The following is a 13,842-nucleotide window of genomic DNA, read 5'->3' as shown; positions in this document are numbered from 1 at the left end:
CCGCGCATGGTCGATCAACCCACATCCCGCGACTGGAGCGGCGTCATCGCACTTGGCCTGATATGGGGTGGCACCTTCATGGTCGTGGCTATGGCGTTGGAAGGGTACGGCCCCGTCACGGTTGCAACCGCACGGACCACTTTGGGGGCAGTCACTTTGTTGGCAATGATGGCTGTGACTGGTCGCAAATTGCCTGCGGGCGATACCAAGCTGTGGTTTTTTATTGCGATCATCGGCCTGTTATCGACCGCGTTGCCCTTTCTGCTGCTGAGTTGGGGGCAGCAATATGTACCTTCGGCCTTTGCAGGGCTGTCGATGGCAGCGATTCCGCTAATGGTACTGCCACTAGCGCATTTCTTCTCGGACGAGCCGTTGAATCTGCGCAGATTTCTAGGCGTATCGCTGGGTTTTTCCGGGGCTTTGGTGCTGATCGGCCCCGGTCTGGCGCAGATCGGACAAGGGGCTGAACCACTGGCGCAACTGGCCTGTATCGGGGCAGCACTCTGCTATTCCTGCGCGTCGATCTTCACCCGACGTTGTCCACCGATTGATCCGGTCGCGTTGGCGGCGTTGTCGCTGATGGTCGGGGCGGTTTTATTGTTGCCCGTCATGCTACTGACCGAGGGCGTCCCACAATGGCAGGGCACGCGCCCTGGCCTGGCAATCATCGCGCTTGGTCTGCTACCCACCGCCTTCGCCACCCTTTTACGCGTGTCCATCATCCGCAGCGCGGGGTCAGTGTTCCTGACGCTGGTCAACTATCAGGTGCCCATCTGGTCGATGGTCTTTGGTGCGTGGATTCTGTCCGAGGCGTTGCCACTGAGATTCTTCATAGCGCTGGCCATGATCCTCACCGGGTTGGCCATCAGCCAATGGTTCAGCCTGCGCCGGATGCTGATCGGGCGTTAACCAGCCACAGCCTCGACCTCGGCCACGATGCCGTCGACGACCTGCGCCAGAAGCGCGTCATCCTCGCACTCGGCCATCACACGGATCAAGGGTTCCGTCCCCGATTTACGGATCAGCAAACGGCCCTGTCCGTTGAGCCGCGCCTCGGCATCAGCAATGGCAGCCTGCACGCTGGCGACTTCCAGCGGAGTTTGACCTTCACCATAGCGCACATTCTTCAGCAGCTGCGGAACCGTCTCGAACTGTACGGCCAATTCCGAAGCTTTACGGCTGGAATGCACCATCTCGGCCAAGAAATGCAGCCCGGCCATCAGCCCGTCGCCCGTGGTGGCATAGTCGCTCATGACGATGTGGCCCGATTGTTCTCCGCCCAAGTTGAAGCCGCCTTCACGCATCCTCTCAACAACATAGCGGTCGCCAACCGCCGTTCGTTCAAGGCGCAGACCCAACGCGGTCAAGTGCCGCTCCAGCCCCAGATTGGACATAACCGTCGCAACCAGCGCTCCGCCCTGCAAGCGTCCCGCCTTTGACCAACTGCCAGCAAGCAGCGCCATCAACTGGTCGCCGTCGGCCACCTTGCCATGTTCGTCGACCATCACCACACGGTCCGCATCGCCGTCCAGACAAATGCCAACATCCGCGCCATGGGCCACCACAGTCTCGGCCGCCAACTGGGGATTGGTCGAGCCGCAATTCAGGTTGATGTTCTTTCCGTTTGGCGCAATCCCGACAGGGATGACGTCCGCCCCCAATTCCCACAACACTTCCGGGGCTGTTCGGTGTGCCGCACCATTGGCGCAATCGACCACCACTTTGAGGCCGTCCAACCGCAGATCGCGGGACAGAGAGGACTTTACCCGCTCGCCATATCGAAAGCGGGCATCATCAACGCGGCGCGCACGACCAATGTTCTGGGCTTGCGCGGGTTTGACACCTTCTTCGATCAGACGCTCGATCTCAATCTCGGCCTGATCCGATAGCTTGAACCCATCGGGGCCAAAAAACTTGATCCCGTTGTCTTCGGCCGGGTTGTGGCTGGCCGAGATCATCACGCCCAGATCCGCCCGCATCGACCGGGTCATCAACCCGACCGCAGGGGTCGGAACCGGCCCCAGCAGCAAAACGTTCATACCAGTCGAAGTCAGCCCCGCCGTTAGCGCGTTTTCCAGCATATAGCCTGACAGACGCGTGTCCTTGCCGATCACGACGCGATGTGCGCCAGACTGGTCACGACGGAAATACCGACCTACGGCTGCGCCAATGCGCAGGGCCATTTCGGCCGTGATCGGATGAGTATTGGCAGTGCCCCGCACCCCATCGGTTCCGAACAGCTTGCGCATTGATATGTCTCCGTCGTTTCTTGCCTGCGACCGGATTACCGGACGGCAGCCCACAGACGCAAGGCCTGAGCGGTCTCAGCCACGTCGTGAACCCGCAGGATCTGCACCCCTTGTGCCAGACCGGCCAACCCGACTGCAATCGAACCCGGAGCACGGGCGTCCTTGCGCGTCTCTTTGCCGATCTGCCCGATGAACCCCTTGCGCGATACGCCCAGCAGTATCGGACAGCCCAGCCCGTGAAACAGGCTGAGATTGCGCAGCAGCGTCAGGTTATGGGCCTCAGTCTTACCAAAACCAATGCCGGGATCGACGATGATGTGGTCTCGACGCAGCCCGAGGACTTCTAGGTTCTGTACCTGCTGGTCCAAAAAATCATACACGTCGAGCAGCACGTCATCATAGCGTGGTTCATCCTGCATCGTGGCGGGATCGCCCTGCATATGCATGACACAGACCGGCGCGCCAATTTGCGCACAAAACGGGGCCAGATCTGGATCGAAGGTAAAGCCCGAGACATCGTTGATCAGCCCCGCCCCTGCCCGCCACGCCGCTTTGGCAACGCTTGCTTTGCGCGTGTCTATCGAAATCAGCGCCTGCGTTTGTTCTCGGATCGCTTGGATCAGAGGCTCCGTCCGGGCGATCTCTTCATCTTCCGGGATGAAAGCAGCCCCGGGCCGGGTGGATTCGCCACCAATATCCAGGATCGTCGCATCCTGCGCGACCATCTGTTCGGCCGCACGGCATGCAGACTGGACTGAGTTATGCATCCCACCGTCCGAGAAACTATCCGGTGTCGCGTTGAGGATACCCATGATCTGAGCCCGATTCATGTCCAACCCCGCTATCGGCGCGCGAGGATGGGACAGAGATTCCAGGATATCGTCGGGCATGTCCTGTGCCGCGACAATGGAAGAGCATTCTGAGCGACTCAGCCGTTCCGCATGGGTAAACCAAAGCGCCTGCCCCGCCAAAGACACGGCGCCATCGGGCCGCCGCGCGCCGTTCTGGACCAGCGGACGGTAATAGGTTGTCACAGTTGCGCCTGCTCCACAGAGATTGCTCGCAGTGGTGTTTCAGGATCGCCCGGCAACGCACCACCGATGACCATCATCTCGCTGGCTTCGAACGTCGCTGCAAACCAAGCCGCCAGCGCCACGGCGTCCGATGGCGCAGCCGAAGGGCCATCAACCGCATCCAGAACAATCTTGGACGGCGCCCAGACGCAAATCTGCCCGTTTTTCATTGCCCAATCCAATTCCGTCCGCGTCGAGACGACGACGCAGCGGTGATCCCGTGCGGCCAGAACCCAGGCGTTTTGCTCGATCGCCAATAAGTCGATCCGGCGTTGTGTCATCGCATGTCCCGTTTGCGGAACAGCCATGTCAGCTGCGCCCACACACAGGATCAGCGGGCGCTGACGATTTTCCAACTGATCGATCCATCCAGTCAGGTTGCTCGACGCAATCGCCTCATTCGATAGAAAGACCAGACGGGGATGCGGGCGTTCTTCTTCGACCACATCATGGTGCACTGCGTCCTTGCCGCGCACAATTTCGACCCCCAAAGCACCGGGACCCCGATCCAGTTTTTCGATGCGAACAAAAGCCCTTACAGCCTGTGGCTCTAGCAAAATACGTTCTGCCACCCGGTCGGCCAGTGTTTCCAGAAGGTTCAACCTTTCAGCAGCCAGTTCAAAGGCGATCGCCTCGGTCACACGATCGTAAGACAAGATGCGGTCAACATCATCGTCAATCGGGTCTGTCAGTGGCCGCACCTCAACCACAATGTTAAAACAAACCCGCTGCGTTGTGCCGCGTTCAGCCTGAAAGGCACCGATCTCGACCTCGACAATATGATCCCGCAACGAAATGCGATCCAAGGGACCTCGGGTCGCGGTAGCCTCGGAACGCTCCGAAGGATGCGCGAAGGCAAGGCGGATTTCAGAACTCATAGGTCGGACCTTTTCGGGCTTTGGGACTGATCTGCCCAAATTAGACGTTGCGGGCGCGTATAGCACCGCAACAAACGCCTTTCCAGCCATCGAATGCGTCGTCAGGTCACGCGGAACCAACTCATCATACCCGATGCGGCATGACCCAGCATGTGACAATGCAACAACCAGCTGCCCGGATTGTCTGCAACCAGAACAACCTGGCGCGATTGCCCGCGCCCCAAAAGAACCGTATCGCGCCACGGACCAAGGCTGCCATCCGACAGAACGATGCGAAAGTGATGACCGTGCATGTGCATAGCATGAGGAAAGGCTGTTTCGTTGGCAAACTCAATCCGATGCGTTTCGCCCAATCGTGCGTCCAAAAACGGATCCTTTGGGCGCTCGGCATACCCGTTCAGCGCCCAGAAACGACCCAGCTGCGCCAGTTCCTGTCCTGACAACTCGGTCTCGCCCAGTTTGGCTGAACTTAACCAACGCATCGCGCCGCCTTGCATCGACATCCGATGCAAAGGCGTACCCTCGACCGAGAGTTCGGGCAGCGGATTGGGCGGTAGCGCCGCGATACCGGTTCGCACTGCTTCACCTGGGCCAGATACATCAAAGCGCACAAGACCAAAGCCCCCGTCCCGCTCAAAACTCACAAGGCTGGCTGTCTCGGACGCGGAGGCGCGCACGTCCACGATCATGTCCGCCCGTTGCGCCGGACCCAGTGGGAAACGATCGGTTATCTCCAGCGGAGTTTCCAGCGGCATCCCGTCTAGCGCCACGATCCAACCCGTCAGCCCATCTATGCCAAGATCAAATATTCGGGCGTTGGATGCATTGATCAGGCGCAGGCGCAGACGCTCGGAAGCTCTGACTTTATACGAAGGGTCGAACTGACCGTTGACCGTAACGATATTGCCCAATCGTCCGGCATGGCTGAGATCATGCCCGTTGTCGAAATCATTGGTGATCTGGGCTGTTTCAGAGTCCAGCCGCCAGTCATCCAACATCAGCGTCAGATCACGATCCACGTCGGGTTTATCGGATTCCTCGATGATCAGCGGGCCATAAAGTCCACGCGCCACCTGTTCGATTGTGCGGTTATGAGAATGATACCAATACGTCCCGGCGTCAGGCACGGCGAAATCATAGTCGAAAGTGGATCCGGGCTCGATGACGTCCTGCGTCAGGCCCGGCACACCGTCCATCGCGTTGTCAATCCGAATGCCGTGCCAGTGAACCGACGTGGCCTGAGGCAGAGCATTCGAAAGCTGGCGCTGCACACGCCCACCCTGCGGCACACGGATTTCTGTACCCGGTACAGTCCCGCCAAAGCTCCAAACCGGTGTTTCAGGATATTCAGCCGGTGCGATCTGCTGCACCACCTCTCGCGCCACCAGCTCGGGATAAGCGGCCAGACCCACTTTGGGAAACACAGATAGCGCGACAGACGCGCCCAGGAATTGTCGACGATTTAACAGCATTGCGGGCCTCCTGGCGCGCAACATAGATCAAAAAACGCCCCGCGCCATTCAGCTTCCAGCGCGGGTGCGTCAGTTAGTTACTCGCCGTGCGATGTTTGTGCCGGTAGAAAATGTGCACGCCGATCCGTGCGGTTTCCGTATAGACACGCGCCCAAGAGGGCCGAACGGCTGTTGTGTGGTAGTGAGTGGCACCTTCGGTCAACGCAGGCACGTCACCGTCGATGGCCGCACGTGCGACTTTCGAAACACGTTCATAGGCTCTTTTCTCGCGGATTACTTCCTTGCGGCCATCACAGGTATAGGTGAACTGGCACTGGTATTTCTTACCTGTCCCCTGCTTGATCACTCCGCACAGCGTATCGGGAAAACGTCCGCTGTCGACTCGGTTCAGGATGACCTCGGCCACGGCAAACTGTCCGCGCACACTTTCGCCACGCGCCTCGAAGTACAGTGCTTCGGCCAGGCACTTGAAGTGCTCGTCCCCAGTGGCCTTGGGCTGTTGGTCCAGCCAGTTCTTTGAGTAGGATATTTTTTGTGGTTCAGCCGCCTTTCGGGGCTTGAACAAATTCAGGTATTCGCGGAAGTTTTGACCGGGCAATTCAGTCCGGGCCACAAGTTCACGCTTTGCAGTATCGGTGGCTTCCCTCTCAGCGACGGAAACACTTGGCAGCACGGTTGCTGCCATCGTGGCAACAGCCATTATGTAACGTAGCATTCAGATAACCTCGCATAGGCACATGATGCGCCAAACCCTCCCCCGGCGGGCGCGACGAGGCTCATACCGAATTGAATCGGAAACGTCCAGTTTTGTCGAAAAAGCAAGTGGAAAATCGCCGTTACGTCAAAAATAACCCACGGCGAAGCTTGTTGTTTCCTACTATTCTTAGGGTTTCAGAAGGCTGTCAACCCCCAAGTCTGGACGAAATCGCCAGTTGAGCGGCAGCCAGCCGAGCCACAGGCACCCTGAAGGGAGAACATGAGACATAGTCGAACCCCAGATCTCGACAAACGGCGATTGATTCGGGGTTTCCACCGTGTTCACCGCACACAGACAAGGTCACGTCAGGTTGCGATTGCCGCCCCCTCTCGGCCCCGAGCTTGAGCAGTTCCCCAACACCGTCCGCATCCAATACATGGAACGGATCTTCGGCAAAGACACCTTGTCGGACATAGGCGGACATAAACCGCCCCGCGTCATCCCGCGACAGCCCGTAGGTCATCTGGGTCAGATCGTTGGTTCCGAAACTTAGAAACGAGGTCTGTGGCGCGATCTCATCTGCGCGCAGGCAGGCGCGCGGTGTTTCAACCATCACACCCAACCTGTATTCGAATTCCTGCCCGCGCTCGGCCGCAACCGAAGCCGCAACAGAGTCGATCCGCGATTTGACCAGCTCAACCTCGCGTTTCGCGGAAACCAGCGGGATCATCACCTCGGGCACGACAGGTTCGCCATTTTTGCTGGCTTCGATCGTCGCTTCAAAGATCGCGCGGGCCTGCATGTCATAAATCTCGGGCACAGTGACACCCAATCGGACACCGCGCAGCCCCAACATGGGGTTGTATTCCGTCATCGCCGCCACGCGACGTTCAACGTCCGAGACCGGGAGGTCAAGCGCTTCGGCTAATTCGCGTTGACCGCCGCGTGTGGTGGGCAGGAATTCATGCAAAGGCGGGTCGAACAGGCGGATACAGACGGGCTGCCCTTCCATAATCCGGAACAGTTCGACAAAATCCTCGCGCTGCATCGGCAATAGACGTTCCAGAACCGCCTCGCGACCCGATGAGGTTTGCGCAAAAATCATCTCGCGCATAACAATCAGGCGGCCGGGATCAAAGAACATATGCTCGGTCCGGCACAGCCCAATGCCCTGCGCCAAAAAGTTCCGCGCCGTCTGCGCATCGGCAGGCGTATCGGCGTTCGCGCGAATGGCAATGTCGCGTTCAGCGTCGGCCCAGGCCATAAGTGTCTGAAAACAATCATCCAACGCCGCTTCCAGCATCGCAGGTTTCCCAGCAAGGACTTGCCCCGAACTGCCATCGATAGTCAGCGTATCTCCGGTTTTGAACACACGTCCGTCAGGTGCGGTCAACATCCGTTTCTTGGTTTGAAAACGCATCTCGGACGCACCGACAATACAAGGCAGACCGAGACCCCGACCAATAACGGCCGCGTGACTGGTCATCCCGCCTTTTTCAGTCAGAACCGCGACGGCCGCGTGCATCCCGCGCACATCCTCGGGCGCGGTTTCACGTCGCACCAGGATACACGGCTCTCCACGAGCAGCGCTGGCCTGCGCTTCGGCGGCGGTAAACACCATTTTGCCAGTCGCGGCGCCGGGGCTGGCGGCGATTCCGGTCGTCAGAACATCTCGCTTCGCCTCGGGGTGGACCTGACGGTGCAGTAATTCGTTCAGCGAATGCGGATCAACCCGCATCACCGCCTCTTGCGGTGGAATGATACCGTCTTCGGCTAGTCGCACTGCAATCCGCATCGCGGCCCGCGCGCTGCGTTGCACGCGAACACCGTCCAAAATGTGGACATGGCCGTTTTCGATCACGAATTCGACCTGCATTTCCTCGCGCAGCTTGATCCGCATCAGCGCGGCATGCGCCTTGAGTTCCGCAAAGGCTTCGGGCGCCACTTCCTCGAGCGACTTACCGCGCGGATCCTTTTCCAGATAGAGCGCGGCAACACCCTCGCCCAACGCATCACGGCCCTGGCTCTGGCTCAGGTATCGCCCGGTCAACTGAGGCATCCCAGTCGTAGGTTCCACCAATTGCAAAACACCCGAGCCGCACTCACCCTGACCGACACCCGGGATCATCTCCTGAATGACGAGGCCCAATCCGGCATCCGCAGGCGCACCTTTAGCCTGTCGCAGAAGGCGTGCCGAAGTCCCATCCCATGCTCGTGCCATCGACCGTAAAACGGCGACAAGTTGCTCGCCGCGATCCTGCGGAAAGGTTTCGTCCGTTTCATCTTCGTAGGCACGCAGCGATTGTTGCAGACCTTCGCGCCCATCGGCGTCGATATCATCGAACACGTCTGCATCCAACCGCGCGACGTGAACCGCGTAGCTTTGCACGAAACGCAGATACAGGGCGGCCGCAGCCTCGACGCCCATCGAATCCGACAGGTCCACATATCGCGCATCATTCATTCCGATATTCAGGATCGCACCTGGACCGCCCCAATCAGGGTCCTCGGAGCTGGGTCGCACGCACAACAGTGTCGATTGGTCGAACTGCTCAAGAATAGCGTCGATATCAGGGACCTGTCCCTTGGCGATTGCCTGAACAGCATCAAAGGATAACGCCACTGTGCGCGGCACCGGTAATTCCAGACGGACAAGCCGTTGTAGACATTTCGCGCGGCCACCATGCGACGCCGTGGTGACAGGCGCGGTGGATGTGATCAGCGTGGTATGCGGGTTATTCTGCACTGCGGCACCTTTTGGTTTGACCGCAGCATAAGCCCCTGCACCAATGGCGCAAGGGCCATCTGGCTTAGCCTTCGATCTTGCTGAGGTCCGCCACGCGCGCGCAAACCTGACGGATCTGGCTGAGCAGGTTCAGACGGTTGCGCCGCAGGATGTCATTGTCGGTATTGACCTGAACATCTTCGAAGAACGCATCCACCGGACCGCGCAGTGCGGCCATGGCGGTCATTGCAGCGGGGAAATCCTCGGCCTTCTGCGCGGCTTCGATCTGGCCCTGCGCGTTTTCCAGCGCCGCAAACAGCGCCTTTTCGCTGTCGGTCTCGGCGAATTTCACATCCGCACCGTAGGAATACTCGACCCCGTCCTTTTCCTCGGCCTGTGTGAGGATGTTGTTGGCGCGTTTGAAGCCCTGAACAAGGTTCTCGCCATCCTCGGTCGCGATCACCGCGTTCAGAGCACGAGCGCGTTTGACCAACAGGTTGAGGTCATCATTGCCGTCCATCGCGATACAGGCGTCGATGATGTCGTGGCGGATGCCCTCGTCTCGCAGGAACACCTTGAGGCGGTCGTGGAAGAAGGACAGCAGGTCCGCCGGAGCATTGCTGACGATCGCTGTCGCGGCTTCGACCTGATGAGCCAGCCCATGAACCTCTTGCGCGGCGGCCTCAGCATCCTCGGCCTTGGCTTGTTTCGCCTTGGCCTCTAGCAGGGCTGCCTGCCATTCGGGCAGTTTCAGCAGGCTTCCCAATGCCGACGTGAAGGTATCATTCAATGACAGGCGCAAATCGTTGGTCAGGATCAACCGGATCACCCCAAGCGCCGCACGGCGCAGCGCAAACGGGTCTTTCGAGCCCGTCGGCTTTTCGTCAATCGCCCAGAACCCCGTCAGCGTGTCCAGCTTGTCGGCCAGCGCCACCGCCACCGAGACCGACGCGGTCGGCACATCATCCGACGGGCCAAGCGGCGAGTAATGCTCCTGACTGGCCTGCCCCACCTCGGCTGGCAATTCGGCAGCCTGAGCGTAGTAGCGGCCCATCAAGCCCTGCAATTCGGGAAATTCGAACACCATCTCGGATGACAGATCGGCCTTACATGCCTGTGCGGCCATCATCGCCAGTTCGGGCGTCGCACCCGTTGCCCCGGCCAGTTCATGCGCCAGCACGGCGATGCGCAGAACCCGCTCGCCCTGCGAGCCCAGTTCGGCATGGAACGTCACCGCATTCAGTTTCTCGACCCAAGGTTCGAACCCGTCGGACTTGACGATGCGCAGGTCATTTTCCCAGAAGAACTTCGCATCCGCAAGACGGGCCGACAGCACCTTTTGGTTCCCTGCCAGAATGGTCGCACCATTGTCGGCGGTTTCGCGGTTGGCGACGGTTATGAACTTTTCAATCCGACCGGTCTTGGGGTTCTTCACCGAAAAGAACTTCTGATGTTCTTTCATCGAGGTCTGCAGAACCTCAGGGGGCAGGTCCAGAAATTCGTCATCGATCTTACCCATCAGAACCACCGGCCATTCGACCAGACCGGCAACCTCAGCCAGCAGGCCCTTGTCATCGACCACTTCCAGACCGGCAGCAAAGGCCATGTTCTGCGCGTCGTTCCAGATATGCTCGGCCCGGTCCACAGGGTTCAGGTCTACAAAAGCTGCTTTCAGCTTGGCGGCGTAGTCTTCGAAAGACGTGACCGAGAATCGATCCGGAGCCAGGAAACGGTGCCCCCCAGTGGTATCCCCGGATTTGATCCCCTCGACCTCAAGCGGTACGACCTGAGCGCCCGCTTCATCCGACAGGATGCACAGGATTGAATGCAAAGGGCGCACCCAGCGCAACGGACCGCTGCCCCAACGCATCGACTTGGGCCAAGGGAAGTTACGGATGGTGGCCTCCAGCACGTCGGCCACGATCTCGGCCGCTGGACGGCCCGCTTTTTCGATAGTGGCGAAATAAACCGGGCCTTTTGGCGTTTCGCGCTCTTCCAACTGATCGCGCGTCAGTCCCGCACCGCGCAGGAAGCCTTCGATGGCTTTGTCGGGCGCGCCAACTTTGGGGCCCTTGCGTTCTTCGCGGATGGTGGGGCTTTCCGCCAGCAGGCCCTCGATCGCCAGCGTCAGGCGGCGCGGCGTGGTCAGAGCGGCAGCCCCGGCATAGGTCAGACCGGCCTCGACCAAACCATCGGTGATCCGCTTTTTCAGGTCTTCGCCGGCACGGGTTTGCATGCGGGCGGGGATTTCCTCGGAAAACAGTTCGATCAGCAGGTCGGGCATGGTCGGTCCTTAGAAGTTCACGATCGTCTGGATGACGATGGCATTGGCAATATCCACAAAGAAGGCGGATACAAGGGGCAACACGATAAAGGCAATAGGCGAAGGGCCATATCGCTTGGTGACAGCGGTCATATTCGCGATAGCGGTGGGGGTTGCACCCAGGGCGAACCCGCCGAACCCGGCGGCCAGAACAGCGGCCCGGTAGTTGCCGCCCATGACCGGAAACAGCACCCAGATTACAAACACAACGGCCAGCAGCGTCTGCGCCGTCATGATCACCACAATCGCAAGCCCCAGCTCAGCGATCGTCCATAGCTGCAGGCTCATCAATGACATTGCCAGAAACGCACCCAGCGAGAATTCCGAAAGCAAAGCAAGCGAAGGCGTACGCGCAACAGGATGCGCGTTTGGAAACAGCGCCGAGCGCAAGTTGGCAATGACGATACCCATGATCAGACAGGGGACGAACAAAGGCAGCTTAAGCCCCGCCGCATTGATCACCTGGTGCAGGATGTACCCCGCAACGATCGCGATGTTCAGATACAGCATCACCCGCATGATGGTCAGGTGATCCACCTTTGCCTCTGCCTCGGTGGGTTTGTCGGGCAAACCGACCGTATGTTCTTCGTCGGGACGTTCTGGTGTCAGGTTCTTGCCTTCGACCAGAAATCGCGCGATCGGACCGCCGACCAAAGCTGCCAGAACAAGACCCAGAGTTGCCACGGCAACACCCAGTTCAGTTGCACCTTCCAAACCGGTCACTGCGCCAACCTCGGGTGCCCAGGCGATGGCAGTCCCATGCCCGCCAATCAATGCTGCCGACCCGAACAAGACCCCGGCCTGTACCGGATAACCGAAGATCGCTGCGCCAACAGCGCCGATTCCGTTTTGCAGAACTATTGTGATCAGCGTCAGGATCAAAAGCAAAAACAGCGGCTTACCACCAGCAACTAAATCAGAAAGTCTGGCGTTCAGCCCAATTCCGGCAAAGAATACAACCAACAGGAAATCGCGCGCAGCCAGTCCAAACGACATCTCGATGCCGAAGACCAGATACAGCGCCAACAGAAAGACCGAGGCCAGCAACCCTCCGGTCACGGGCTCGGGGATGTTGAACTGCCGCAACACCTCGACACGGGCGTTGATCTCGGCCCCGACCAAATAAACGGCAAACCCCATCGTAGCTGTCAGAAAGTCGGGAACTTGCAACATCTGCTGGATCATAGCTTCATTCCTGCGGTCGCGGCGGGCATTCCTCGCCTACGACCGTTCCGTCATAGGCTTTTTCACCGCAGTTGTTCAGCGCGTGCCAAACATAGCCCTTGCCATCTTGAGTGACTGCAACGATACGATCGACGCCATAGTGAATGTTCTTTTGCCCCATGAATGCCTGTGCCTGCCCGGTCTTCAACGCATCCGCGATGGCAACGGCATTGTAGCAGTCGAACCATCCTGGCGCGGTCAACGGTTCGGCATTGTCCAACGCCACGAAGCCTGACAACTGGTCCAAGCTCAGATCGGTTTCAAAACACGCTCGATACCGGATCGGAGAGCTATCGGCATCAATCGCCTGAAACGCAGAATAGGTGATCGGTTCTGGCTGATCGGTCTCAACGACCACCAGATTGACATCCCGCCCCGGCTGCGGTTCGACCGTGTAGTAAAACCCATAGACCTGAAGATAATACATTCCCACACCGGCCAAAACAGCCGAGCCAAGCAACAGAAGAGCAAGCAGTTTTCCGGTCATTGTTTACGCAACCTCTTTCAAATGCGCGGGAAATCGGACAGGGTCCGGCACGTAACAGGTTGATACGAGGCTTATCGAATGGACTCCACCCTTACCGTCGGACTCTTCGGCGCTTTGTTCGCGATCATGAACCCAATCACCAACCTGCCCGTTTTCCTCAGCGTGACCGAAGGGTTGTCCCCCGCCGATCAGCGTAAGGTGGCCGCGAAAGTGACGGTCTATTGCCTGATCCTTGGTGGCGCCTTTGCAGCCATCGGCAATCAGGCGTTGGGGTTGTTTGGCATTTCGGTCGATGACCTGCGTGTCGCGGGTGGGCTGGTCGTTCTGATGATCGGCCTCAACATGCTGAGCGGCAACCAAAGCACGACCCATCATGGGACCGAGGATGAAAAACAGTCCTACCCCGAACCCGACACCGTTGCGTTCTACCCCTTGGCCTTCCCGATTCTGGTCGGGCCAGGCACGATCACGACACTGATCCTCTATGCTCATCACATCACCAAACCAGTGGATGCGATGCTTTATGCAGGCGTTTTTTTTGTTGTCCTGCTGTTGCTGTTCGTTACCTTCTGGAACGCATCGGCGCTGGCCAAACGCTTGTCCGCAAACGCGCGCGTTATTATGAGCCGCTTCATGGGCATGATCCTGTCGGCCATCGCCATCAGCATGATCGCCGATGGCCTCAAAGTTTTGCTGCCCGGATTGGCGTGATCT

General features: G+C 58.9%; 11 protein-coding genes. 2 read left to right on the top strand and 9 right to left on the bottom strand.

The genetic code is table 11. From position 1 onward, the window contains the following. Positions 1-6: 6 nt before the first annotated feature. Positions 7-909 (top strand): DMT family transporter, encoded by a 903-nt coding sequence (locus ACR0DX_RS03720; RefSeq protein ID WP_480496267.1) that lies wholly within the window; start codon positions 7-9, stop codon positions 907-909. Here ACR0DX_RS03720 and glmM read toward each other — a convergent pair. The 9 genes from glmM to ACR0DX_RS03675 all read right to left on the bottom strand — a co-directional run bounded on the left by glmM (position 906) and on the right by ACR0DX_RS03675 (position 13,128). Beyond that, positions 906-2,249 carry a phosphoglucosamine mutase gene (gene glmM / locus ACR0DX_RS03715; protein WP_170352806.1) on the bottom strand — a complete coding sequence of 448 codons (1,344 nt, stop codon included), beginning with the start codon at positions 2,247-2,249 and terminating at the stop codon, positions 906-908. The two genes, ACR0DX_RS03720 and glmM, sit on opposite strands and share 4 nt — an antisense overlap. Positions 2,250-2,284: 35 nt before the next feature. Continuing rightward, positions 2,285-3,283 (bottom strand): dihydropteroate synthase, encoded by a 999-nt coding sequence (gene folP / locus ACR0DX_RS03710; protein ID WP_480845207.1) that lies wholly within the window; start codon positions 3,281-3,283, stop codon positions 2,285-2,287. After that, complete coding sequence (locus ACR0DX_RS03705; RefSeq protein WP_170352804.1) at positions 3,280-4,200, bottom strand: dihydroneopterin aldolase; 921 nt, start codon at positions 4,198-4,200, stop codon at positions 3,280-3,282. The genes folP and ACR0DX_RS03705 overlap by 4 nt, the downstream gene beginning before the upstream one ends. Positions 4,201-4,301: 101 nt before the next feature. Continuing rightward, entirely contained in the window at positions 4,302-5,672 is a 1,371-nt protein-coding gene (locus ACR0DX_RS03700; RefSeq protein ID WP_170352803.1) for a multicopper oxidase family protein, read from the bottom strand. Positions 5,673-5,745: 73 nt separating this feature from the next. Further along, positions 5,746-6,387, bottom strand: coding sequence for a cell wall hydrolase (locus tag ACR0DX_RS03695; protein WP_170352802.1), 642 nt, complete (start codon positions 6,385-6,387; stop codon positions 5,746-5,748). Positions 6,388-6,574: 187 nt separating this feature from the next. Continuing rightward, entirely contained in the window at positions 6,575-9,115 is a 2,541-nt protein-coding gene (locus ACR0DX_RS03690; protein ID WP_480845203.1) for a putative PEP-binding protein, read from the bottom strand. 64 nt (positions 9,116-9,179) lie between these two features. Further along, complete coding sequence (gene glyS / locus ACR0DX_RS03685) at positions 9,180-11,378, bottom strand: glycine--tRNA ligase subunit beta (protein ID WP_170352801.1); 2,199 nt, start codon at positions 11,376-11,378, stop codon at positions 9,180-9,182. A 9-nt stretch (positions 11,379-11,387) separates the two neighbouring features. Beyond that, positions 11,388-12,602 carry a sodium/glutamate symporter gene (gene gltS, locus ACR0DX_RS03680; protein WP_170352800.1) on the bottom strand — a complete coding sequence of 405 codons (1,215 nt, stop codon included), beginning with the start codon at positions 12,600-12,602 and terminating at the stop codon, positions 11,388-11,390. A 4-nt stretch (positions 12,603-12,606) separates the two neighbouring features. Continuing rightward, a complete protein-coding gene (locus tag ACR0DX_RS03675) occupies positions 12,607-13,128 on the bottom strand; it encodes a DUF6446 family protein (protein ID WP_170352799.1) in 522 nt (173 codons plus the stop codon). A 78-nt stretch (positions 13,129-13,206) separates the two neighbouring features. Between ACR0DX_RS03675 and ACR0DX_RS03670 the strand changes: the two genes are divergently transcribed. Continuing rightward, a complete protein-coding gene (locus tag ACR0DX_RS03670; protein ID WP_170352798.1) occupies positions 13,207-13,839 on the top strand; it encodes a MarC family protein in 633 nt (210 codons plus the stop codon). The last annotated feature ends 3 nt before the right edge of the window (positions 13,840-13,842 follow it).

Source organism: Ruegeria sp. D3 (assembly GCF_056534465.1).
The sequence above is the reverse complement of the archived record's forward strand: the minus strand, read 5'-3'. Positions and strand labels throughout refer to the sequence as shown.